General features: G+C 72.5%; 21 protein-coding genes. 14 read left to right on the forward strand and 7 right to left on the reverse strand.

What is annotated here, in order from left to right:
• Positions 1-73 precede the first annotated feature (73 nt).
• The 3 genes from ACFYWM_RS07040 to ACFYWM_RS07050 form a co-directional block, all read right to left on the reverse strand.
• Positions 74-1,963, reverse strand: a complete 1,890-nt coding sequence (locus tag ACFYWM_RS07040) for a protein kinase (RefSeq protein WP_389909831.1) — start codon at positions 1,961-1,963, stop codon at positions 74-76.
• A gap of 35 nt (positions 1,964-1,998) precedes the next feature.
• Positions 1,999-3,183, reverse strand: coding sequence for a serine/threonine-protein kinase (locus ACFYWM_RS07045; RefSeq protein ID WP_389909834.1), 1,185 nt, complete (start codon positions 3,181-3,183; stop codon positions 1,999-2,001).
• Between the two features lie 69 nt (positions 3,184-3,252).
• Positions 3,253-3,861, reverse strand: a complete 609-nt coding sequence (locus ACFYWM_RS07050; RefSeq protein WP_389909836.1) for a superoxide dismutase — start codon at positions 3,859-3,861, stop codon at positions 3,253-3,255.
• Between the two features lie 149 nt (positions 3,862-4,010).
• Between ACFYWM_RS07050 and ACFYWM_RS07055 the strand changes: the two genes are divergently transcribed.
• Both ACFYWM_RS07055 and ACFYWM_RS07060 read left to right on the forward strand, forming a co-directional pair.
• Entirely contained in the window at positions 4,011-4,337 is a 327-nt protein-coding gene (locus ACFYWM_RS07055) for a hypothetical protein (RefSeq protein WP_389909839.1), read from the forward strand.
• 35 nt (positions 4,338-4,372) lie between these two features.
• Complete coding sequence (locus tag ACFYWM_RS07060) at positions 4,373-5,206, forward strand: hypothetical protein (RefSeq protein ID WP_389909842.1); 834 nt, start codon at positions 4,373-4,375, stop codon at positions 5,204-5,206.
• 12 nt (positions 5,207-5,218) lie between these two features.
• Here ACFYWM_RS07060 and ACFYWM_RS07065 read toward each other — a convergent pair whose 3' ends face one another.
• On the reverse strand, positions 5,219-6,871 hold the full coding sequence (locus ACFYWM_RS07065) for a fumarate hydratase (protein ID WP_389909844.1): 1,653 nt from the start codon (positions 6,869-6,871) through the stop codon (positions 5,219-5,221).
• 236 nt (positions 6,872-7,107) lie between these two features.
• Here ACFYWM_RS07065 and ACFYWM_RS07070 point away from each other — a divergent pair, with 236 nt between their 5' ends.
• Positions 7,108-7,494, forward strand: a complete 387-nt coding sequence (locus ACFYWM_RS07070) for a hypothetical protein (protein WP_389909846.1) — start codon at positions 7,108-7,110, stop codon at positions 7,492-7,494.
• Here the strand turns inward: ACFYWM_RS07070 and ACFYWM_RS07075 are convergent.
• Positions 7,382-8,362, reverse strand: a complete 981-nt coding sequence (locus ACFYWM_RS07075) for a DMT family transporter (protein WP_389909849.1) — start codon at positions 8,360-8,362, stop codon at positions 7,382-7,384. The two genes, ACFYWM_RS07070 and ACFYWM_RS07075, sit on opposite strands and share 113 nt — an antisense overlap.
• Before the next feature lie 67 nt (positions 8,363-8,429).
• Between ACFYWM_RS07075 and ACFYWM_RS07080 the strand changes: the two genes are divergently transcribed.
• From ACFYWM_RS07080 to iolD, 7 genes are all read left to right on the forward strand, one after another.
• Positions 8,430-9,920: a PLP-dependent aminotransferase family protein gene (locus tag ACFYWM_RS07080; protein WP_389909851.1), complete on the forward strand. Its 1,491-nt coding sequence runs from the start codon at positions 8,430-8,432 to the stop codon at positions 9,918-9,920.
• A 130-nt stretch (positions 9,921-10,050) separates the two neighbouring features.
• Positions 10,051-11,028: a Gfo/Idh/MocA family oxidoreductase gene (locus ACFYWM_RS07085; protein WP_389909854.1), complete on the forward strand. Its 978-nt coding sequence runs from the start codon at positions 10,051-10,053 to the stop codon at positions 11,026-11,028.
• Positions 11,029-11,078: 50 nt separating this feature from the next.
• Positions 11,079-12,065, forward strand: coding sequence for a TIM barrel protein (locus tag ACFYWM_RS07090; protein ID WP_389909856.1), 987 nt, complete (start codon positions 11,079-11,081; stop codon positions 12,063-12,065).
• Positions 12,062-13,027 carry a 5-dehydro-2-deoxygluconokinase gene (gene iolC, locus ACFYWM_RS07095; protein ID WP_389909859.1) on the forward strand — a complete coding sequence of 322 codons (966 nt, stop codon included), beginning with the start codon at positions 12,062-12,064 and terminating at the stop codon, positions 13,025-13,027. The genes ACFYWM_RS07090 and iolC overlap by 4 nt, the downstream gene beginning before the upstream one ends.
• Positions 13,024-13,905, forward strand: a complete 882-nt coding sequence (locus ACFYWM_RS07100) for a deoxyribose-phosphate aldolase (protein WP_389909862.1) — start codon at positions 13,024-13,026, stop codon at positions 13,903-13,905. The genes iolC and ACFYWM_RS07100 overlap by 4 nt, the downstream gene beginning before the upstream one ends.
• Before the next feature lie 46 nt (positions 13,906-13,951).
• A complete protein-coding gene (iolB, locus tag ACFYWM_RS07105) occupies positions 13,952-14,770 on the forward strand; it encodes a 5-deoxy-glucuronate isomerase (protein WP_389909865.1) in 819 nt (272 codons plus the stop codon).
• Positions 14,771-14,779: 9 nt separating this feature from the next.
• The gene (iolD, locus tag ACFYWM_RS07110; protein WP_389909868.1) at positions 14,780-16,621 is read left to right on the forward strand and encodes a 3D-(3,5/4)-trihydroxycyclohexane-1,2-dione acylhydrolase (decyclizing); all 1,842 of its coding nucleotides are present in this window, start codon (positions 14,780-14,782) and stop codon (positions 16,619-16,621) included.
• A 133-nt stretch (positions 16,622-16,754) separates the two neighbouring features.
• Here iolD and ACFYWM_RS07115 read toward each other — a convergent pair whose 3' ends face one another.
• Positions 16,755-17,924 carry an MFS transporter gene (locus tag ACFYWM_RS07115; RefSeq protein ID WP_389909871.1) on the reverse strand — a complete coding sequence of 390 codons (1,170 nt, stop codon included), beginning with the start codon at positions 17,922-17,924 and terminating at the stop codon, positions 16,755-16,757.
• A 150-nt stretch (positions 17,925-18,074) separates the two neighbouring features.
• On the opposite strand from ACFYWM_RS07115, the gene ACFYWM_RS07120 reads away from it, so the two are divergent.
• Complete coding sequence (locus tag ACFYWM_RS07120; RefSeq protein WP_389909873.1) at positions 18,075-18,677, forward strand: DUF1707 domain-containing protein; 603 nt, start codon at positions 18,075-18,077, stop codon at positions 18,675-18,677.
• 34 nt (positions 18,678-18,711) lie between these two features.
• Here the strand turns inward: ACFYWM_RS07120 and glpX are convergent, their stop codons facing one another.
• A complete protein-coding gene (glpX, locus tag ACFYWM_RS07125) occupies positions 18,712-19,746 on the reverse strand; it encodes a class II fructose-bisphosphatase (protein WP_389909876.1) in 1,035 nt (344 codons plus the stop codon).
• An 82-nt stretch (positions 19,747-19,828) separates the two neighbouring features.
• On the opposite strand from glpX, the gene ACFYWM_RS07130 reads away from it, so the two are divergent.
• The 3 genes from ACFYWM_RS07130 (at position 19,829) to ACFYWM_RS07140 (ending at position 22,107) form a co-directional block, all read left to right on the forward strand.
• Positions 19,829-20,434, forward strand: a complete 606-nt coding sequence (locus ACFYWM_RS07130; RefSeq protein ID WP_389909879.1) for a TetR/AcrR family transcriptional regulator — start codon at positions 19,829-19,831, stop codon at positions 20,432-20,434.
• A gap of 38 nt (positions 20,435-20,472) precedes the next feature.
• Entirely contained in the window at positions 20,473-21,006 is a 534-nt protein-coding gene (locus ACFYWM_RS07135; protein WP_389909882.1) for a DUF4245 domain-containing protein, read from the forward strand.
• A gap of 222 nt (positions 21,007-21,228) precedes the next feature.
• The gene (locus ACFYWM_RS07140) at positions 21,229-22,107 is read left to right on the forward strand and encodes an RNA polymerase sigma-70 factor (RefSeq protein ID WP_389909885.1); all 879 of its coding nucleotides are present in this window, start codon (positions 21,229-21,231) and stop codon (positions 22,105-22,107) included.
• The last annotated feature ends 26 nt before the right edge of the window (positions 22,108-22,133 follow it).

Below are 22,133 nucleotides of genomic sequence, written 5' to 3' on the forward strand. Positions count from 1 at the left end.
TCGTACTCCGGGCCGTGCTCGTCGGAAGCCGTCAGAAGAAAGCCGTCAGAAGGAAGCCGTCAGAAGGAAGCCGTCAGAAGAAGGCGGCCACTGTCAGGATCATGATCACCACGAGGGCGATCGCCGCCACGCCCATGAGCACGAGGACGCCGATCCGGGCCTTCTGCGACGGCGGCTTCCTCGGCCCGGGGCGGCCGGGGTCGGGCTGGGCGTTCTGGCCCGCGATCGCGAACAGGTCGGTGCCCAGGCCCGGGGAGCGGTAGGCGCCGTCGGACGCCTCGGGACCCGGCGGGCGCCAGGGCTGTGAGGACACCGGCCCCTCCTGGCCGGGCGGGCCTCCGGTGCCGGGGGGCCGGTTGTCGGGACCGGGCCGGTTGTCGGGGAAGAGCCTCAGCGGTGGGGGAAGGGCTTCGGAGCCGGGAGCCCCCGCGAGATCCGGATCGACCGGGGGGAAGCCGTGCGGCGGGGTGACGGAGAGGTCGGGCCTGCCGCTCACCGGGAACCCGTGGGGCGGCGTGGCCGCCGACTCGCTCCCCGGCCCTCCGAAGGCCGCCGTCTCCTCGGCCGTCTCCTCGAAGGCACCCCGCCCTGACGTGCCCGGCCCGGACGTGCCCCGCCCGGACGTGCCCCGCCCGGACGTACCCGGCCCGGAATCACCCTGCCTCCCGAAGGCGCCGCGGATCACGGAACCTCCCGCGACGGGGGTGCCGAGGCCGGGAGGGCCCTGCCGTCCCGCGACCGGCCTGCCAGGCTCCGCGAGGGGCGGCCGGTCGGGGTAGGGCGAGGTCTTCGGGCGGCCGGAGGAGGACGCCGGGGACGGGGAGGGCTCGGCGGGCGCCGTCCCGCCGGGGATGCGCAGGCCGTCCTTGGGGCGGATGACCATCATGGTGCGGTCGGCGTCGAAACCGTCGGTGTCGTCGGGAGCGTCAGGGGCGTCAGGCTCACCGGTGTCGTCGGGCCCCTCAGGCTCCCGCTCGGCGTCAGCGTCTCCGGTGTCGGTGTCTCCAGCGTCCCTAGTGTCCCCGGCGTCCCCGGCGTCCCCGGCGTCCTCCACGAGGGGGATCTCGGCGGCCGGGGGAGACGGCGCGAAGGTGGGGGCGGCGGGCGCCGGGGGCGGCGGCAGGGAGTCCGCGAGGTGCGAGGGGGTGTCGGCCACCGCCCGGAGCAGCGCGCCCGCCTGACCGGCCGTCAGCCGCGCCGTGTGGTCCTTCTCCAGCAGCTGTTCGAGCACCGGGCGCAGCGGCCCCGCCTGGGTCGGCGGGTCGACCTGCTCGCTCATCAGCGCGGCCAGCGTCTCCGCCACCGACGACCGCTCGTAGGCGGGACGGCCCTCGACCGCGAAGTACAGCGTGGCGCCGAGGGACCACAGGTCCGACTCGGGCCCGGTGTGCTCGCCACGGGCCCGCTCGGGCGCGGTGTATCCGGGAGAGCCGATCACCATGCCGGTCTTGGTGAGGCTCGTGTCGCCCTCGGCCTTGGCGATGCCGAAGTCGGTGAGGACCACCCGGCCGCTCTCGGTGATCAGCACGTTGCCGGGTTTCACGTCGCGGTGCAGGACCCCCTGGGCGTGGGCCGCGCGGAGCGCCCCCAGCAGGTCGGCCCCGATCTCGGCGACGAGCCGGGGTGGGAGAGGCCCCTCCTCCTCGATCACCTGCTCCAGGGAACGCGCCTGTACGAGCTCCATGATGATCCAGGGGCTGCCGTCCTCGACGATGGCGTCGTGGACGGTGGCCACCGAGGGGTGGCTGATGCGGGCGGCCGTACGACCCTCGCGGATCATCCGTTCCCGAAGTTCGGTGCGCTGCGCCTCGCTGAGGCCGGGCTCCTGGCGGATCTCCTTGATGGCGACCTCACGGCCGAGGGAACGGTCGTGGGCTTTCCAAACGGTGCCCATCGTGCCCCGGCCGAGCGGCGCGATCAGCTCGTAACGGTCCGCGAGCACACGCGTCTGCTGTTCCGGCATGAGAAGAAGATAGCCATTCAACCTTGAGAAGCGCTTTACCCGCGCTTACGGAGTTCCCTCGGCCAGAGAAGACGCGGGAGGACCAACCTTATGAAGGGTGTCATAAAACGGACAAATGGGCGATAGGTTGGCGAAAACTCCGCAGGCTTCCGGTGGACGCCCTCGCCGGGCCGCCGGTGCGCGCGAAGCTGGGGTGTCGGCCCCGAGGCGGGCCCCGAGGGCGGCGGGGGTGTGCCGGGCGACGAGGGCCGGGGCGCCGGTGGCGGCGCGGAGCCGACCCGGTGCATCCCGCGGTGCTGCGAGCGGCGGCTGAACGGCGGGGCCGACGCCCCGTCGGACCCGCTCGTGGACGGCCTGCCGTCGGGTCTCCCTGGCGGCCTGGAGAAGTGCTCCTCGACCATCCCGCCGGCCGCCACCCGGGCGAGCATCATCGAGGCCCGTCCCGCGTCGAGCCGGGAGTTGGGGTCGATCGTGAGCAGGCCGCGCAGCACCGGGGTGAGCGGTCCGGCCCGCTCCATGGGAATCGGCTCGCCACTGGTCAGCGCGGCGAGCGCGGCCGCGGCCGTACGGCGCCCGTGCAGGCCCCGGCCCTCGACGGCGGTGTAGAGGGTCGCGCCGAGCGACCACAGGTCGCCGGCCGGGCTGGCCTTGGCCCCCAGCACGCGCTCGGGGGCGATGTATCCGGCCGAACCCAGCACGATGCCCGCCTGGGTGATCGACACGTCGCCTTCGAGCGCGGCCAGGCCGAAGTCGGTGAGCACGGCCCGGTCGTCGGTCACCAGGACGTTGCTCGGCTTCACGTCGCGGTGCAGGATCCCCTTGGCGTGCACGGCGCGCAGCGCGCCCAGGACCTGCCGGCCGATCTCCGCCACCTGGCGCGGCGGCAGCGGCCCGTGGTCCTGGAGAAGTTGCTCCAGCGAACGGGCGCGGAGCAGCTCCATCACGATCCAGGGGCGCTCGTCCTCGGTGACGACGTCGAAGACGGTGATGACGGAGGGATGGGCGACCATCGCGGTCGCGCGTCCCTCGCGCTCGGTCCTGGCGCACAGCTCGGCGCGCAGCTCCTCGTCGAGGACCAGGGGCAGGCGCACCTCCTTGACGGCCACTTCGCGGTTGAGCAACTCGTCGTGTGCCCGCCAGACGGTGCCCATGCCGCCGCGCCCCACCGGTTCCGACAGCCGGTAGCGCGCTGCGAGAAGGTATCCGGGCGGCGCACGCATGTGGTGCAGCTTACCGATTTGCGTAATGCGACCAGTAGAGACCGGGCCGATTCTTCTTGCCAACTTGGGTCAGATTTTCGCGCTAGTAACTGTTGAGAAACGTTGCGTGACATCTGCCCAGTTGACCAGACTCCACAGCTTCTCGACATAGTCGGGCCGCACGTTGCGGTACTGCAGGTAATAGGCGTGCTCCCAGGCGTCGAACACGAGCAGCGGGGTGGAGTTCATCCCGACATTGCCGTGGTGGTCGTAGACCTGCTCGACGACCAGGCGGCGGCCCAGCGGTTCCCAGGCCAGGATGCCCCAGCCGGAGCCCTGCACCCCGGCGGTGGCGGCGCTCAGCTGCCTCTGGAAGGCCTCGAAGGAGCCGAAGTGCTCGTCGATAGCCGCGGCCAGCTCGCCGTCGGGGCGGTCGCCGCCGTCCGGGGAGAGGTTCTCCCAGAAGATCGAGTGCAGCACGTGCCCGGACAGGTTGAAGGCGAAGGTCTTCTCCAGTCCGACCAGCCCGCCGAACTCGCCCCTGTCGCGCGCCTCGGCCAGCCGCTCCAGGGTGTCGTTGGCGCCCTTGACGTACGCGGCGTGGTGCTTGGAGTGGTGCAGCTCCAGGATCTCCCCGGTGATCGCGGGCTCCAGGGCCGCGTAGTCGTAGGGCATGTCGGGCAGGACGTACTCACCCATGCGGGCTACCTCCTCGTTGATCACCTTTCCTTCGGACACTATTGCAAGTGATTCGCATCTGCATCAGTCTTGCGACCTAGGTCTCCGTCTATGCGAAGAGGTTGCAGTTGCAGCATGATGGCGAGTGTCGATTTGGTCCAGGAGGTCTCGTGCCGCCGGTCTTCGACGACGCGGTGCCGAGCGCCGCGGCGTTGAGGCCGATCTACGCGGCGGCGTTCGCGCCGCCGCCGTGGCACGAGACCCCCGACCAGGTCGAGGCCTTCGTCGCGCGCCTGCCGTCGCAGACGGGCAGGCCGGGCTTCCGTTGCGTGACAGCCCGCGTCGGCGGCGAGCCCGCCGGTTCCGCCTACGGCTTCGACGGCCCCGACCCATGGCCCGCCGACCGCCTCTACCGCCCCATCGCGGACGCCCTCGGTTCCGCGACGCCGCCGCCTTCTGGGAGGTCGGCCACGACCCCGAACTCGCGTTCCGGCTGAACGCCCTGGTCGGCGGGACCCCGGCCTACCTTGAGATGTGCGGTGGATCCGGGCCGGCCGACCTGGCGAAGTTCGACGGATGGGTGGAGCGGCGCCTCCTCAACCCGGCTTCGGCCATGTTCCGCGAGGGCGCGCTCCTGCTCAGGGAGGAACCCTCGATCGCCGATCCGACCTCCTACGCCGCGACGCTGAGCGCTCTCAGCGCCGGCAACCACCGGCGTTCGGAGATCGCCTCGGCGCTCGGCCGCCCGAGCGGTGCCCTGGCACATCTGCTGTCGGGACTTCAGGACATCGGCCTGATCGAGCAGGTCGACGACGCCCTGCGGGAGAAGCGCGCCCTGTTCCGCGTCGCGGAACCCATCGTCCGCTTCCATCAGCTGATCGTCCAGCGGCATGAGCCCGAGCTGGTCGTACGGCGGGCGGCCCAGGTCTGGGCCGCCAACGCGGACACGGTGTCAGGGAAGATCTACGGTCCGCACTTCGAGGACCTCTCCAGGGAGTGGTGCTTCGAACACGCCGCCGCCGAGACCCTCGGGGGTGTCGCGGCGGCCGTCCGGCCCACGCGGATCCCCTGCAGGGAGCACCGGCAGGGCCACGAGCTGGACATCGTGGTGACCGAGACGAATCCCTTCGCGGCCGACAGGATCACCGCGATCGGGGAGGCCAAGTCGACCATCACCCCCGTCTCCCTCGCCGAACTCCAGCGTCTCGAACACCTCCGGGGGCTGCTGCCCAGCGCGAAGGTCGTCGCGTTGCCCAAGATCCTGTTGTTCTCGCGGGCGGGGTTCACCGCCGACCTCGCGCACACCGCCGCACGGCGCTCCGACGTCGAGCTGGTCGACCTCGGGCGCCTGTACGGCGGATCCTGACGCCGGGGGCGGTCAGCGGCGGCCGATGGTGAGGACGGGGCCGGTGGAGTCGGTGAAGAAGTCCTCGCCCTTGTCGTCGACGACGATGAAGGCGGGGAAGTCCTCGACCTCGATCTTCCAGACGGCCTCCATGCCCAGCTCGGGGTATTCGAGGACCTCCACCTTCTTGATGCAGTCCTGGGCGAGCCGGGCGGCGGGGCCGCCGATGGAGCCGAGGTAGAAGCCGCCGTGGGCCTTGCACGCGTCGGTGACCTGCTTGGAGCGGTTGCCCTTGGCGAGCATGACCTTGGAGCCCCCGGCCGCCTGGAAGCGTTCGACGTAGGAGTCCATGCGCCCGGCGGTGGTGGGGCCGAAGGAGCCGGAGGCGTAGCCCTCGGGGGTCTTGGCGGGGCCCGCGTAGTAGACCGCGTGGTTTTTGAGGTACTCGGGCATCTCGCCGCCCGCGTCCAGCAGCTCGCCGATCTTGGCGTGGGCGATGTCGCGGGCGACCACCAGCGGCCCGGTGAGCGACAGGCGGGTCTTGACCGGGTATCTGGTCAGTTCGGCGAGGATCTCCGGCATCGGGCGGTTGAGGTCGATCTTGACGACGTCGTCCGAGAGGTGGTCGTCCGTGGTCTCCGGCAGGAACCGCGCCGGGTCGGTCTCCAGCCGCTCAAGGAAGACCCCCTCGGGGGTGATCTTCGCCAGGGCCTGGCGGTCGGCGCTGCAGGAGACCGCGATGGCGACGGGGCAGGAGGCGCCGTGGCGGGGGAGGCGGATGACGCGGACGTCGTGGCAGAAGTACTTGCCGCCGAACTGCGCGCCGATGCCGAGCTTCTGGGTGAGCTCGAAGACCTTGGCCTCCAGCTCGGTGTCGCGGAAGCCGTGGCCCGAGGGGGAGCCCTCGGTGGGGATGGAGTCCAGGTAGCGGGCGCTGGCGTACTTCGCGGTCTTCAGGGCGAACTCGGCGGACGTGCCACCGACGACGATCGCCAGGTGGTACGGCGGGCAGGCGGCGGTCCCGAGCGAGCGGATCTTCTCCTCCAGGAACTGGAGCATCCGCTTCTCGTTCAGCACCGCCTTCGTCTCCTGGTACAGGAACGACTTGTTGGCGCTGCCGCCGCCCTTGGCCATGAACAGCAGCTTGTACTCGTCGGGGTGGCCGCCCGGGTCCTCGGCGTAGAGCTCGATCTGCGCGGGGAGGTTGGAGCCGGTGTTCTTCTCCTCCCACATGGTGAGGGGGGCCATCTGGGAGTAGCGCAGGTTCAGCCGGGTGTAGGCGTCGTAGACCCCCCGGGAGATGTGCTCGGCGTCGGCGCCGTCGGTGAGCACGTGGCGCCCGCGCTTGCCCATCACGATCGCGGTGCCGGTGTCCTGGCACATCGGGAGCACGCCGCCCGCCGAGATCGACGCGTTCTTCAGCAGGTCGAGGGCGACGAAGCGGTCGTTGCCGCTCGACTCGGGGTCCTCGATGATCTTGCGGAGCTGGGCGAGGTGGGACGACCGCAGGTAGTGGGAGATGTCGTGGATCGCGTTCTCGGTGAGGAGTCGCAGCGCCTCGGGCTCGACCTCCAGGAACCTGCGGCCCGCGGCCTCGACGACCCGTACCCCCTCGGCGGTGATCAGACGGTACTCCGTCTCGTCCGGTCCCATGGGAAGCAGGTCGGTGTAGTCGAACTCGGGCATCGTCGTCGATCCTCCGTGCGGGCGTGTTTTCCCTAGAGGGTACGGCCTCGCGTTCACGCTCCATCCGCGCGGTCCTCGCCGCTCCGAGGCCGCGCGCAAGTGAGCAGATATATGACATTAAATCGGCATATTTAGGACAAATATTAGTTGGTTATGCGGCTTTTAAGGGGGTGTGTCCGAATGTACGAGAGAAGCTGGAAGAGCCGGGCCGAGCGTCCGGGGAAGCTGGGGGCATCATGAACATCGGAAACACCGTCCTGGCCGGGAACATCGTCCTGCTCGTGATCATGGGCGTCTTCGTGGTGGCCGGTCTCGGCGTGTCACTGATAGCCATCACGCTGACGAGCATCAAGGAATCCAACGGCCGCACCCCCGAATGGCCGGTGAGCTGGCCGGAGCCCCCGCTGACCATCTCCCGGCAGCGGCTTGACGTCGCCTCGGGGAAGGCGAGCCTGCCCTCGCAACGGGTGGTTCTGCCCCTGCAGCGGGCGAGCGAGCCCGCGCGACAGGTCAACCTGCCCCAGCAGGTCGAGATCCCCCGGCAGCGGACCGCCCCGCCCCAGCCGGCCGCTCCGCCCCAGCCGGCCGGCGTGCCCCCGCAGCGGGTGAGCCCGAGGTACTGAGGCCGACGACGATGCCGGTGACCACCAGCGCGGCGCCGGCCAGGTCGGGCACCGAGGGCGTGCCCAGGCCGAGGGCGGCGCCGGTGACGATGGCGCCGACCGGGATCAGCCCGGCGAACAGCCCCGCCCTTCCCGGGCCGAGCCGGGGCAGGGCGTCGTACCAGAGGAAGAACGCCAGGGCCGTCACGACCAGCGCCTGGTAGCCCAGCCCCGCGGCCTCGGGCACCGTCGGCACGCGGAACATCGCGGTGCCGTCCGTGAGCAGACCGGCGGCCACGAACATCGGCACGGCCAGCGTCACCGAGTACGCCGAGACGCGTACCGCGCCCAGCTTCGGCAGCAGCGGGATGGCCAGCAGGGAGAAGCAGAGCTCGCATCCCAGCGCGCCCAGCGACCAGAGCAGTCCGGGCAGGTCGCCGGTGCCCAGCCCGGCGGCCACCGTCGCCCCGGTGGCCACCAGTGCCGCCGCCCCGAGGAGCCGGGGCGAGGGGCGCCCGCCGAGCAGGGCGAGCGCCAGCGGAACGGTGCCGAGGACGGTCCCGACCAGGGCCGGGCCGCCGTGCCGGGTCGCCTCGATCACGCATACGTTGAAGATCACCAGCCCCGTCAGGGAGAGCGTCGCCAGCAGCGCCGTCTCGCGGGGCGTGAGCCGTACGAACCGCAGGCCCATGACGCGGGCGACGGTGAGCAGGACCGCGGCCGCCAGCAGGTGGCGCAGGGTCTGGCCGCCGTAGATCGGGTAGCCCCCGATCACGCCGGCGACCGCCGCCAGGGTGCCCACCAGGAACATCGCCGTCGCGGCCTGGACCGGGCCGCGTGGCTCCAGCCGGGTGGCGGGACGGGGAGGAGTGCTGACATCCACGTTCATGTGCGGAATGCTAGGAAGCCAATGGTGCCCCTGTCGGGTCCAATGTGACGGTGAAACAGAGGACCAATTGGCCGATCTGCACCTCGTCGTCGACCGGGCGGCGGGCGGCGTCGCCGCCCAGATCGCCCGCGAGCTCCGCGAGGCCGTACGGCGCGGGCGCCTGGCCGCGGGGGTCAGGCTGCCCGCCAGCCGCGAGCTGGCCAGGGACCTCGGGCTCTCCCGGGGCGTGGTGGTCGAGGCGTACGAGCAGCTGGTCGCCGAGGGTTTCCTGATCTCCAGGGTCGGGGCCGGGACCGTCGTGGCCCCGGTGGCGAGCCGTCCCGCCCTCCCCGGCGGCACTTCCCGTACTCCGGAGAACCGAGGCGGTACTCCGGAGAACCGAGGCGGGGAAGAGGAGCGCGAGGCGCACCTCGGGCGCCGCTCCACCGCGCCCGACCTGGGGGCCTTCCCCAGGGAGCGGTGGCTGGCCTCGATGCGCAGGACGCTCGCCGCGCTGCCCGCCGATGCCCTGGACTACGGCGACCCCGGCGGCGTCCAGGTGCTGCGCGAGGAGCTGGCCGCCTACCTCAGGAGGGTGAGGGCGGCCGACGTGAGCCCGGACAACCTGGTGGTCGTGGGCGGGGTGGCCCAGGGGATCAGCCTCACGATCCAGGCGCTCGCGGGGAGGCTCCCCCGGGGCCGCTCGCCCCACGACCTCGGCTGGTACGTCCGGCGGGCCGCGCGGCCGGTGCCGGCCCCCGGGCGGATCCGGCTGGCGGTCGAGGACCCGGCCGGGGGACGCCAGCTCCCGCTGCTGCGCGCCGCGGGCGCCGACCTGGTCGCCGTCCCGGTGGACGGCGAGGGCGTCGACGTCGGGGCCCTGGCCGCGTCCGGGGCGGACGCGGTGCTGCTCACCCCCGCGCACCAGTACCCGACGGGCGTCGTGCTCTCGCCCCGCCGCCGCGCCGAGCTGATCGGGTGGGCCGCCGCGACCGGGGCGGCGATCCTGGAGGACGACTACGACGCGGAGTTCCGCTTCGACCGCGACCCGGTGGGCTGCCTGCAGGGGCTGGCCGCCGACCGGGTGATCCTGATCGGGAGCGTCAGCAAGTCCCTCGCCCCCGGGCTCCGCCTGGGCTGGGTGGCCGCCCCGCCGGAGATCGCCGAGTCGCTGCGGCTGGCCCGCGGCGAGCTGGACCTGGGCTCACCGGTCCTGGAGCAGTACGTCCTGGCCGACTTCGTCACGACCGGCGGCTACGACCGGCACCTGAGAAGGATGCGCCGCGAGTACCGTGCCCGCCGCGACGCCTTCGCGCTCGCCCTCGGCGAGCACCTTCCCGAGATCACCGTGCGGGGCGTCTCCGCCGGGCTCCACCTGCTCGCCGAGCTGCCGTACGGCTGGGACGAGGAGGCGGTGGCGGAGACGGCCCAGGACTGCGGGCTCGCGGTCGAGCCGGTGGGCCCGATGCGGCACGCCCCGGGCCCGCCCGCGCTGGTGATGGGCTTCGCCCGCCTGCCCGCCCGCCGCGCCGACGCGACGATCCGCGCCCTCGCGGACGCCCTTTCACCTGGTGGTTAAGCCCCCCACCTGCGAACACGTGTCAAGGGCGGTCCGGGGAATCGTCCTTATGTCCTGACAAATTCTTGACGGCTCCTGCCTCGTCGCCTAGAACTGGAGATCGACCGCTTTCTTCTCCTCCGGAGGCACGATGCGTGTTGGGCTGCTGGGACTCGGCCGGATCGGGGCGTTCCACGCCGCGACCCTGGCGGCGCATCCCGGGGTCGGCGAGCTGGTGGTGAGCGACGCGGACGGCGGGCGGGCGGCGGAGGTGGCCGCCAGGCTGGGAGCCCGGGTGGGGGACGCGTTCGACAGCGACGCGGTGGTGGTCGCCACCCCCACGGCCACCCACGCCGAGCTGCTGTTGCGCGCCTGCGCCGAGGGGGTGCCGGTGTTCTGCGAGAAACCGGTGGCGGCCGGCGTACGGGAGACCCTGCGGGTGCTCGACGCGGTCAGGCGGAGCGGCACGCTCGTGCACATCGGCTTCCAGCGGCGCTTCGACGCCGGGTACGCCACCGCGCGGAAGGCGCTGGCCGGAGGCGAGCTGGGCACGCTGCAACGGGTGCACATGGTGAGCGCCGACCCCCACCCGCCCGACCCCGGATACATCCCGCGCTCGGGGGGCATCTACCGCGACTGCCACATCCACGACTTCGACATCCTGCGCTGGGTCACCGGCAGGGAGGCCGACACCGTCTACGCGACCGGCGCCAACCGGGGGGAGGCGTTCTTCGCCGAGGCGGGGGACGTCGACAACAGCGCCGCGCTGCTCACCATGGACGACGGCACGCTCGTCACCCTGCAGGGCTCGCGCTACAACGGCGCCGGGTACGACGTGCGGATGGAGCTGGCGGGCACCCGGCGGACGCTGGCGGTCGGCCTCGATCCGCGCGTGCCGCTGACCAGCGCCGAGGGCCTTCAGCCGCCGGGCGAGCCCTGGCCCGACTTCACGGCCAGGTTCGAGCCCGCCTACGCCGCCGAGCTCGGCGCGTTTCTCGGTGCGGCGCGGGGGGAGACGGAGAGTCCCTGCACCGTCGAGGACGCCCTCGCCGCGCTCTACCTCGCCGAGGCCGCTGAGCTCTCCCGTCGCGAGGGGCGTCCGGTGCGCGTCACGGAGGTGATCGTGTGAGAAGAGGCGACCCTGTACGAGAGACCGGTGCCGTCGGTGGCGGTGGTCCGGTGAGGACGGCCGGAGCGCCCATCTCCTGGGGCGTCTGCGAGGTCCCCGGCTGGGGGCGGCAGCTGGATCGCTCCCGGGTGCTCGCCGAGATGAGGGAGCTGGGCCTGACGGCCACCGAGCTCGGCCCCGACGGGTTCCTGCCCCCCTCGCCGACGCGCTGCCGCTCCCTCCTCGCGGGGTACGGGCTGCGGGCGGTGGGCGGGTTCGTCCCCGTCGTCCTGCACGAGGCCGACCACGACCCGCTCCCGGTCGTCCGGGCCGCGATGCGCGCCTTCATGGACGGCGAGGTGGACGTGGTCGTGCTGGCCGCCTCCACCGGCGGCGAGAGCTACGACGCCAGGCCGGAGCTGGACGCGGCCGCCTGGAAGACCCTCACCGGCAACCTGCGCCGGATCCTCAAGAACGCCAAGGAGTTCGGCAGGACCGTCACCCTGCACCCGCACGTCGGGACCGTGGTGGAGAACCGGGAGGAGGTCCAGCGGGTGCTCGACGACAGCGCGATGCCGCTCTGCCTCGACACCGGCCACCTCCTCGCGGGCGGCACCGACCCCGCCGAACTGGTCTCCCGGGCCGCGAGACGGGTCGCGCACGTCCACCTCAAGGACGTGGACGCCGCCATGGCCGAACGGGTCAGGGCGGGCGAGCTCACCTACACCCGGGCGGTGAAGGAGGGCCTCTACCGGCCGCTGGGCCGGGGCGACGTCGACCTCCCCGCCATCGTCGGCGGCCTGACCGGGGCCGGGTACGACGGCTGGTACGTCCTGGAGCAGGACGTCGTGCTGGGTTCCGCCGAGGACGACTCCAACGACCCCAAGGAGAACGTCCGCGAGAGCCTGGCGTATCTGAGGGGGCTCACCGGCGACGAGACCGAGCCTCCCGGAGGCGGCGAGCCGGGGAGCGGCGGGGCGGGGGGCGGAGTGCCTTCCGGCGAGGTGTCTTCCGGCCAGGTGTCCTCCGGCGGGCCGCCCGGCGAGGGGCGCGCATGATCGAGGTCCTGACCATGGGCCGGGCCGGGGTCGACGTCTACCCGCTGCAGGTGGGGGTGTCGCTGCGCGAGGTCGAGACCTTCGGCAAGTATCTGGGCGGCAGTCCCACCAACGTGGCCGTGGCCGCCGCCCGGCTGGGCCACTTCAGCTCGGTGATCACCAGGACCGGCGACGACCCGTTCGGGCTCTTCGTGCACGACGCGCTGCGTGAGTACGGGGTCGACGACAGCTTCGTCACCCCGGTCGCGCACCTGCCCACCCCGGTGACGTTCTGCGAGATCCGGCCGCCGGACGACTTCCCGCTCTACTTCTACCGCTTCCCCAAGGCCCCCGACCTGGAGATCCTCCCCGAGGAGCTGGACCTGGCGGCCGTCGCGGAGGCCCGGCTGTTCTGGGCGACCGTCACCGGCCTGTCCCAGGAGCCCTCCAGGAGCGCGCACCTCGCGGCCTGGCGGGCCAGGGGACGCGCGCCGCACACCGTCCTCGACCTCGACTACCGCCCGATGTTCTGGCCGGACGTGAGCGAGGCCCGCGAGCAGGTGCGCGAGGCCCTGCGCCACGTCACGGTGGCGGTGGGGAACCTGGAGGAGGCCGAGGTGGCGACCGGCCTTCGCGAGCCGCACGAGGCCGCCGAGGCGCTGCTCGACGCGGGCGCCGAACTCGCGATCGTGAAGCTGGGCGCGGAAGGTGTGCTCGGCATGACCGCGGCCGAGACGGTTCGGGTGCCGCCGGTGCCGGTGGAGGTGGTCAACGGCCTCGGCGCGGGAGACGCCTTCGGCGGTGCCCTCTGCCACGGTCTCCTCGAACGCTGGCCGCTGGAGGCCACGCTGCGGTTCGCCAACGCGGCCGGGTCCATCGTCGCGGGACGGCTGGCCTGCGCCCCGGCGATGCCACGGCTCGACGAGGTGATGGACGTGCTCGGCACGAGCGGCGGCGGCCCGACAGGGGTGGGAGGCACATGAACGAGCGAGAGCACCGGACGCTCATCGACACGCGGGCGCGGTATCCCTGGCGGATCGCCGAGGCGGCGGCGGCCCGGCGGCGCGGGAGGCCGCTGGCGGAGCGCGACCGGCTTCTGATCATCGCCGCCGACCACACGGCCAGGGGCGTCGTCGGCGTCGGAGGCCGTCCCGGGGCGATGGAGAGCCGCGTCGAGCTGCTGGAACGCCTGTGCGTGGCGCTGGCCAGGCCCGGCGTGGACGGCCTGCTCGGCACCCCCGACATCGTCGAGGACCTCCTGCTGCTCGGCGCGCTGGAGGGCAAGGTCGTCATCGGGTCGATGAACCGGGGCGGCCTACACGGGTCGGCCTTCGAGTTCGACGACCGCTTCACCGCCTACGACGTCCCCTCGATCGCCGGGGCACGCCTCGACGGGGGCAAGATGCTCTGCCGGATCGGCGTGGACGACCCGTCCACCGCCCGCACCCTGGAGTCGTGCGGCCGGGCCGTCACCGAACTGGCCGCGCACCACCTGGTCGCCCTGGTCGAGCCGTTCTGGTCGCGCCGGGCGGGCGGCGCGCTCACCCACGACCTGTCCCCCGAGGGGGTCATCCGCTCCATGCACGTCGCCCAGGCGCTCGGCGCGACCTCCGCGCGCACCTGGCTGAAGATCCCGGTCGTGGACGGCATGGAACGGGTGGTGCGGGCCACCACGCTGCCGACGCTGCTCCTGGGCGGCGACCCGGGCGGCGCGCCGGAGCTCACCTACGCGGCCTGGCGCGCGGCTCTGCGGCTTCCCGGCGTGCGGGGTCTGGTGGTGGGCCGTGCGTTGCTGTATCCCTCCGATGACGACGTGGCCGCGGCCGTCGACACCGCCGCGGCGATGCTGGAGGTGACATGAACGAGATACCGGACCAGGACGGCTACGGCGACGGCGAGGAGCGGCCATGACCTTCGTTCCCGCGGGAAGCACCGCGCGGGCGCCGTGGGCCCTGTCGATCACCCCGGAGGCGGCCGGGTGGACGTACGCCGGGCTCCGCGTGCTCTGCCTGTCCGGGGAGGGCGTGGAGTTCGACACCGGCGACGAGGAGATGCTGGTCCTGCCGCTGTCGGGCGCGTGCGTGGTCGAGTGCGAGGGGGAGCGGCTCACCCTGGAGGGCAGGACCTCGGTCTTCCACGCGGTCACCGACTTCGCGTACCTGCCCGTCGGCGCGACCGCGCGCGTCACCGGCGAGGGCCGCTTCGCCCTCCCCGCCGCCCGCGCGACCAGGCGCCTGCCCGTGCGGTACGGCCCCGCGCACGAGGTCCCCGTCGAGGTGCGCGGGACGGGGTCGGCCAGCCGCCAGGTGAACAACTTCTGCGCCCCCGACGCCTTCGACTGCGACAGGCTCGTCGCGGTGGAGGTGCTCACCCCCGGCGGCAACTGGTCGTCGTACCCGCCGCACAAGCACGACACGGCCTCCGAGCACGAGGCCGTGCTGGAGGAGATCTACTACTTCGAGGGCGGCCCCGGCTACCAGCGGGTGTACGGCACCCACGAGACCCTGGCCGAGGTGTCGGGCGGCGACGTGGTGCTCGTCCCCAGCGGCTACCACGGCCCGTCGATGGCGGCCCCCGGCTACGACCTCTACTACCTGAACGTGCTGGCCGGGCCCGCGCCCGAGCGGTCGATGGCCTTCTGCGACGACCCCCGGCACGCCTGGATCCGCTCCTCGTGGGCGGAGCAGCAGATCGACCCGAGGCTTCCGATGACGAAGGCGTTGTGAGGTGACGGGATGAGACTCACCGTGGCACAGGCACTCCTGCGGTTCCTCGCGAACCAGTGGTCGGAGCGCGACGGGGTGGAACACCGGCTGGTGGCCGGATGCCTGGGCATCTTCGGCCACGGCAACGTCGCCGGGATCGGGCAGGCCCTCGCCGAGCGGGGGGCGGGCACCGACGGCGACCTCCCGTACTACCTCGCGCGCAACGAACAGGCCATGGTGCACACCGCCGTCGGCTACGCGCGGGCCCGCAACCGGCTGTCCGCCTTCGCCTGCACCTCCTCGATCGGCCCCGGCGCCACCAACATGGTCACCGGGGCGGCGCTGGCCACGATCAACCGGATCCCGGTGCTGCTGCTGCCCGGCGACGTCTTCGCCACCCGCGCCGCCGACCCGGTCCTGCAGCAGCTGGAGGACCCCCGCTTCCCCGACGTGACCGTCAACGACGCGCTGCGCCCCGTCTCCCGGTTCTTCGACAGGATCAACCGGCCCGAGCAGCTTCTCGCGGCCCTCCCGGCCGCGATGCGGGTGCTGGCCGACCCGGCCGAGACGGGCGCGGTCACGCTGGCGCTGCCGCAGGACGTGCAGGTGGAGGCGTACGACTGGCCGGAGGAGCTGTTCGCCCGCCGGGTGTGGCACGTGGCGCGGCCCGTCCCCGAACCCGCCGCGCTGGCGCGGGCGGCGGAGCTGGTCAGGCGGTCGAGGCGGCCGCTGGTCGTGGCGGGGGGCGGGGTGGTCTACAGCGAGGCGTGGCAGACGCTGGCCGCGTTCGCCGCCGACCACGGCGTCCCGGTGGGGGAGACGCAGGCGGGCAAGGGGGCGCTGCCGTACGACCACCCCTGCGCGGTCGGCGCGATCGGGCACACCGGCACCGCCGCCGCCAACGACCTGGCCCGCGACGCCGACCTGGTCATCGGGGTCGGCACCCGCTACAGCGACTTCACCACCGCCTCGCGCACCCTGTTCGGCGAGGCCGCGTTCCTGAATGTCAACGTCACGGCCTTCGACGCCGCCAAGCACTCCGGCGAGATGCTCGTCGCCGACGCCCGCGAGGCGCTGCGCGCCCTGGACCTCGGCGACTGGAGCGCCGACCCCGGCTGGACCGCCAGGGCGACGCGCCTGACCCACGACTGGCAGGAGCAGGTCTCCCTGCTGACGACCGGGGACGCGCTGACCCAGCCGGTGGTGCTCGGCACGGTGAACGAGGTGGCCCGGCCCTCGGACGTGGTGGTCAACGCGGCCGGGTCGATGCCCGGCGACCTGCACAAGCTGTGGCGCGCGACCGACCCGAAGTCCTACCACGTCGAGTACGGCTACTCCTGCATGGGCTACGAGATCGCCGGAGGGCTCGGGGTGAAGCTGGCCGCGCCGGAGCGCGAGGTGTTCGTGCTGGTCGGCGACGGGTCCTACCTGATGATGGCCCAGGAGATCGCCACCGCCGTGCAGGAGGGCGTCAAGCTCGTCGTCGTGCTGGTCGACAACCGTGGCTTCGCCTCCATCGGCGGCCTGTCGGAGGCGGTCGGCGCGGGGCGCCTGGGCACCGCCTACCGGATGCGCGGGGCCGGGGGCGCGCTGGACGGCGCCCTCCTCCCGGTGGACCTGGCCGCCAACGCGGCCAGCCTGGGCGCCGACGTGATCCGCGCCGACGGCCCGGAGTCCCTGCGGGTGGCGCTCACCAAGGCGAGGGAGGCCGTCGGCACCACCGTCGTGTACGTCGAGACGGTGCCGGGCCCCGGTCCCCGGACCACGGCCTGGTGGGACGTCCCGGTGGCGGAGGTGTCGGGGCTGCCGGAGGCGCGGCGGGCCCGCGCCGCGTACGAACAGGCCAAACGGGACCAGCGCCACTACCTGTGAGGTCTCGGGTGGTCACGGCCGCGGTGAGGCTGTGAAGTCCTTCGTGGCCACGGCCGAGGTGCCCGTGAGGTCTTGGCGTGGCCAGGGCCGCGCGGGGTCTTGCGTGGCCAGGGGCGTGCGGCGGGTTGCGTGGCTAGGGCCGCGCGGCGGGCTCCGGGTCCGGCTGGAAGCCCCTGGCGAGGAACACGATCAGGGCCACCAGGACGGCGGCGGGCACGAACGCGACCCGGATGTCCACCGTGTCGTTGAGCGTCCCGACCACGGCGGCGCCGACGAGGAAGCCGACGTAGTTGAACATGTTGACCCGCGCGATCGCGGTCTCCGCCCCGGCGCCCAGCCGCCCCGCGGCCGAGAACGACTGCGGGGCGATGACGGACAGGCCGATGCCGACCAGGCCGAACGACACGACGGCCACCGCGACGCCGGGCGCCACGACGATCCCCAGCGTGCCCACGGCCGCGATCACCGCGCCCGCCCGGACCACCGGCGCGGGCCCGTACCTGCGCACGGCGAGGTCGCCGGGGACCCGGGCCAGGAGCATGGTCGCCTGGTAGACGAAGTAGGCGAACGGCACCAGCCAGCCGCTCGCCGCCAGCGCCTTCTCCATGTAGATGGTGCTGTAGTTGGAGACCGCCGCGTCGCCGACGTACAGGAACGCCATCGCCAGGCAGAGCGGGATGATCGGCCGCCACGGCACCCGGGCCGCCGCCGCGTGCGCGGCCCGCTCGGTGGACCTCTCCTCCTCCCGCCCGTAGAGGCGGGGAAGCATGATCACCGAGACCGCCGCGCCGATCAGCACCGGGACGGAGAAGGACCAGCGCAGCTCCACGCCGAGCTCGCTGAAGACCGAGGTGAACCCGGCCCCGAGCAACGAGCCGACGCTCCACACGGCGTGGAAGCCGGTCAGCACGCTCATGCCGTACCGGCGCTCGACCGCGACCGCCTGCATGTTCATCGTCGCGTCCACCGCGCCGAGGAACAGGCCGAACACGGCGCTGAGCGCGTACAGGCCGGCGAGCTGGTCGTTCCAGCCCGACAGGACCACCGCGGTGCAGACGCCGACCTGGGAGATCCGCAGGACCGGGCCGCTGCCGTAGCGGCTCGCCAGGAGGCCCGCGACCGCGCTGCCGACCCCGGCGATCACCGGCACGAGCAGCAGGACCAGGGTGAGGTCGCCGTCGCTGAGCCCGAACCTGCGCTGAAGGTCGGCCACATGGGTGAGCAGGGTGGAGAGGCACAGGCCCTGGACGAAGAACGCCGCCCAGGTCGCCACGCGCGCCTGCCTGTCACGTGGGGTCGGCATGACGACCTCCGGGGGGAACGTGAGGGGGATTCAAGTTCCCGTCAGGTTATGGGCGGGGTACCCGGGGGTCAATGGCCTGTCATCCGCCTCCGGGGCATGTCGGGGTGCTCGCTCCGCTGCCGGAGTCCCGGCAGGGATTATGGTCGAAGGGTGGAGAGTCCCCGTCCCCCCGCCGTCCGCCGCCACGCCCCCGAGCCACGTCCCGCCGACCTGAGGGCCGGAGACACCGACCGCGAGAGGGTGGCCGCCGTGCTGGGCGACGCGCTCGCCGACGGGCGCCTCGACCACGAGGAGCACGACGAGCGCACCGAGGCCCTGTACCGCGCCCGCACGCTGGGAGAGCTCTCCGCGCTCACCGCCGACCTGCTGCCGCCCGAGGCACAGCCGCTCCGCACCGACGTCCGCCCGGTGACGGCGTTCTTCGGCTCCGAGGAGCGCTCGGGCCGCTGGGTCGTGCCGACCCGGTTCACGGCCACCGCGATCTGCGCCAACGTCAGGCTCGACCTGTGCGACGCGCTGCTCCAGTCCAGCCACGTGACCCTGCACGTCACCGTGATGGGCGGCACCCTCACCCTGATCGTCCCCGAGGGCGTACGGATCGAGATGCCCGTCTCGGCGTTCATGGGGGGAAGGAGGAACCAGGTCCCGGCCTCACCGGACGGGCCGGTCATCGAGATCACCGGCGTCGTCACGCTCGGGAACATCGTCGCCAAGTCCCCCAAGCGCCCCCGCCGCCCCTGGTTCCGCCGCTGACGCCGTCTCCGGGTCAGCGGCCGGAACCCGGTTCTCAGCTGGCGCTGTCGAAGTTGATCGCGCTGTAGGCCCGCAGCTTCCAGAGCTGGTGCTCGCTCTCGATCTTCCGTATCGTCCCCGAGCGGCCGCGCATGACCAGGGAGTTGGTGATGGCCCTTCCCGCCCGGTAGCGGACGCCCTGCATGAGCTCGCCGTCGGTGATCCCGGTGGCCGCGAAGAACACGTCGTCGGACCTGACCAGGTCGTCGGTGCTCAGCGTGGCGTCGAGGTCGAGGCCCGCGTCCAGCGCCCGGCGGCGCTCGGCGTCGTCCTGCGGCCAGAGCCTGCCCTGGATGACGCCGCCCAGGCACTTGAGCGCGCACGCGGCGATGATGCCCTCCGGGGTGCCGCCGATGCCGAGCATCAGGTCGACGCCCGTACCCACCCGGGCCGCCATGATCGCACCGGCCACGTCGCCGTCGGTGATGAGCCTGATCCGGGCGCCGGCGTCCCGGATCTCCCGGATGAGCTTCTCGTGGCGGGGGCGGTCGAGGACGACCACGGTCACGTCCGAGGGCTCGCCGCCCTTGGCGCGGGCCACCGCGGCGATGTTGTCGGCCACCGGCGCGTTGATGTCGACCGACGAGGCGGCCTCTGGGCCGGTGACCAGCTTGTCCATGTAGAAGACGGCCGAAGGGTCGTACATCGAGCCGCGCTCGCTGACCGCGATCACCGAGATGCCGTTGGGCATGCCGAGCGCGGTGAGCCGGGTGCCGTCGATCGGGTCCACGGCCACGTCGCACGCCGCACCGCTGCCGTCGCCCACGAGCTCGCCGTTGTAGAGCATCGGCGCGTTGTCCTTCTCGCCCTCGCCGATCACCACCACGCCGCTCATGGACACCGTGTTGATCAGCTGGCGCATGGCGTTGACCGCGGCGCCGTCGGCGCCGTTCTTGTCACCCCGCCCGACCCAGCGGGCACCGGCCATGGCGGCGGCCTCCGTGACCCGGACCAGTTCCAGAGCGAGGTTGCGATCGGGTGCGTGCTCTCCCGCGGCGAGGGCGTCGGGAACGGACGTCTCATCGGACATGGTGGGAAACCCCTCTCGTGGTCAATGCAACGATCGTAGTTGGCACCCCTCTGACCGGTCGGCGGAGGATAATGTGCCCACCATGAGCAGCGACACGGAACGACTGGTGAAAGGCGTGGGTGCGCGGACCTCCGAGCGAGGTGCCGCCACGCGCGTCGCGCTCCTGTCCGCCGCGAGGGAGATCTTCGTCACGAGTGGTTTCGCCGAGACCGGGGTCACCGACGTGGTGGCCCGCGCGGGAGCGAGTGTCGGAAGCCTTTACCACCACTTCTCCGGCAAGGCCGACCTCTACCTCACCCTTTTCGAGGAGTTCCAGACCCGTCAGACCCAGCGGACCAAGCAGGCGGTCCAGGACTCCAGGGCCGACGGCGAGAACGACCCGATGCGGCTGTTCATCGCCGGGGCCCGCGCCTACCTGGAGGGATGCCTGGCCGAGCGGGAGATCTCCGCGCTGTTCCTGCGCGGGGACGGGCCGCCCGGGTTCGAGCTCATCATGCGCGACCGGCTCCGGCAGTGGGCCAAGCGCAACGCGGCCCTGTTCGAGGGCGACGAGGGGGCGCTGGTCGTGGTCCTCACCGGCGCGCTCGCCGCCGCGGTCTCCGAGGTCGCCCTGTCCGACGACGAGGACGCCTCCCGTGCCCTGGCCGAGGACGTGCTGACGATCATCGCCCAGTTCCACCGCCCCTGACTCCGGACCGCCCTCCCGAACGGATAGTGTCGACAGTCGTGCAAAAGTTCACTCAGGGCTTCTACGGCTATGTGTTCGCGATGGCGGTCTGTCTGGGCGCCGTCGGCCTGTTCCTGCTGGTCACGCCGCAGAGCAGGACCGAGCACATCCCCAGGGTCGACTACTCGATCGCCCTGGCCGACCTGCGCCGCACGGCGCCCTTCCAGGTGTGGGCCCCCGAGCCCGTCGCCGCCGGGTGGGTCCCGAACAGCTCCCGGAACACGAACACCAACGGCGTCACGACCTGGAGGCTCGGTTTCGCCACGGCCAAGCGCTTCCACGCGATGCTCGCCCAGAGCAACGAGAAGCCCCCCGCAGAGTTCGCCAACCGGCTCTCCAACACCTCCACGGTCACCGGGACCGTCCAGATCAACGGCGTGACCTGGGAGCAGCGCGTCCGCGAGGACAAGGACCAGCGTTCCCTCGTACGGCTCCTGCCGGACGTCACGATCGTCGTCACCGGCACCGCCCCGTGGGACGAGCTGTCGACCCTGGCCGGGTCCCTCAAGCAGCAGCCGAAGGTCACCTCCTGAGACCAGTTCCCCGAAGGACGGGGATCGCGCTCGTCCCGGACCCGTGCGGGGACGGGGAAAAAGAGGGCGACCCGACCGCTGGTTACGCTGATCGGGTGTCCGATCCTTGCGGGAGCCGAGCGGAAGCGCGTCCGTGATGTCCTTCGTTCCCGACACGCCCGGCCGTGGCGCGAGCCCGGTCATGGCGGCCCAGATCCCGCCGCACGCGAGCGTGAGCCGGTCATGGGCGTGACCGAGGAGCGGCTGGAGCGGTTCGAGGCCAACCGCGGGCGTCTGTTCGGGGTGGCCTACCGGCTGCTCGGGGAGGCCTCCGGGGCCGAGGACGTGGTGCAGGACGCCTACCTGCGCTGGGAGCGCAGCGACACGGCGGTCTCGCCGGAGGCGTGGCTGACCAAGGTGGTCACCAACCTGTGCCTGGACCGGCTCACCTCGGCGCGGGCGCGGCGGGAGAGCTATGTCGGGACGTGGCTGCCCGAGCCGGTCGTCACCGGCGGCGGCGCGCTCGGCCCGCTGGAGACGGTGGAGCAGCGGGAGTCGCTGTCGCTGGGGATGCTGGTGCTGCTGGAGCGGCTCACCCCGCCGGAGCGGGCGGTGTTCGTGCTGCGCGAGGCGTTCGGTCACAGCCACCGCGAGGTCGCGGAGATCCTGGAGGTGAGCGAGCCGCACGCACGGCAGCTGTACCGCCGGGCGCGACGGCACGTCGCCGAGGCGCGCAAGCGGTTCACCGCCTCGCCCGGGCAGCGCCGGAAACTCCTGGAGCGGTTCCTGGAGGCCACGCTGGCCGGCGACGTGCCGGCGCTGGAGCGGATGCTGGCCGAGGACGTCGTCGCCTGGGCCGACGGTGGCGGCAAGGCGCGAGCGGTGCGGCATCCGCTGGTCGGCCGGGAACAGGTCCTGCGTTACCTGCGCCTCCTCGCCGAGTACGCCCAGCGCATCCGCCTCGTACCGGACGTGGTGAACGGGGAGCCCGCCCTCATGGTGTACCTGGACGGCCGGTTGTCCGGAGTCACCGCCCTTGAGTTCGACGGCGACCGCGTCGTCACCCTCCGTACCATCGCCAACCCGGACAAGCTCGCCTTCGTCGCGAAGCAAAAGATGTAATCGTTTCCCGGGCCGAGGTGTCACGA

Origin of the sequence: Streptosporangium sp. NPDC002721, assembly GCF_042888905.1 — a bacterium.
In the GTDB taxonomy this organism is placed as follows: Bacteria; Actinomycetota; Actinomycetes; order Streptosporangiales; family Streptosporangiaceae; genus Streptosporangium.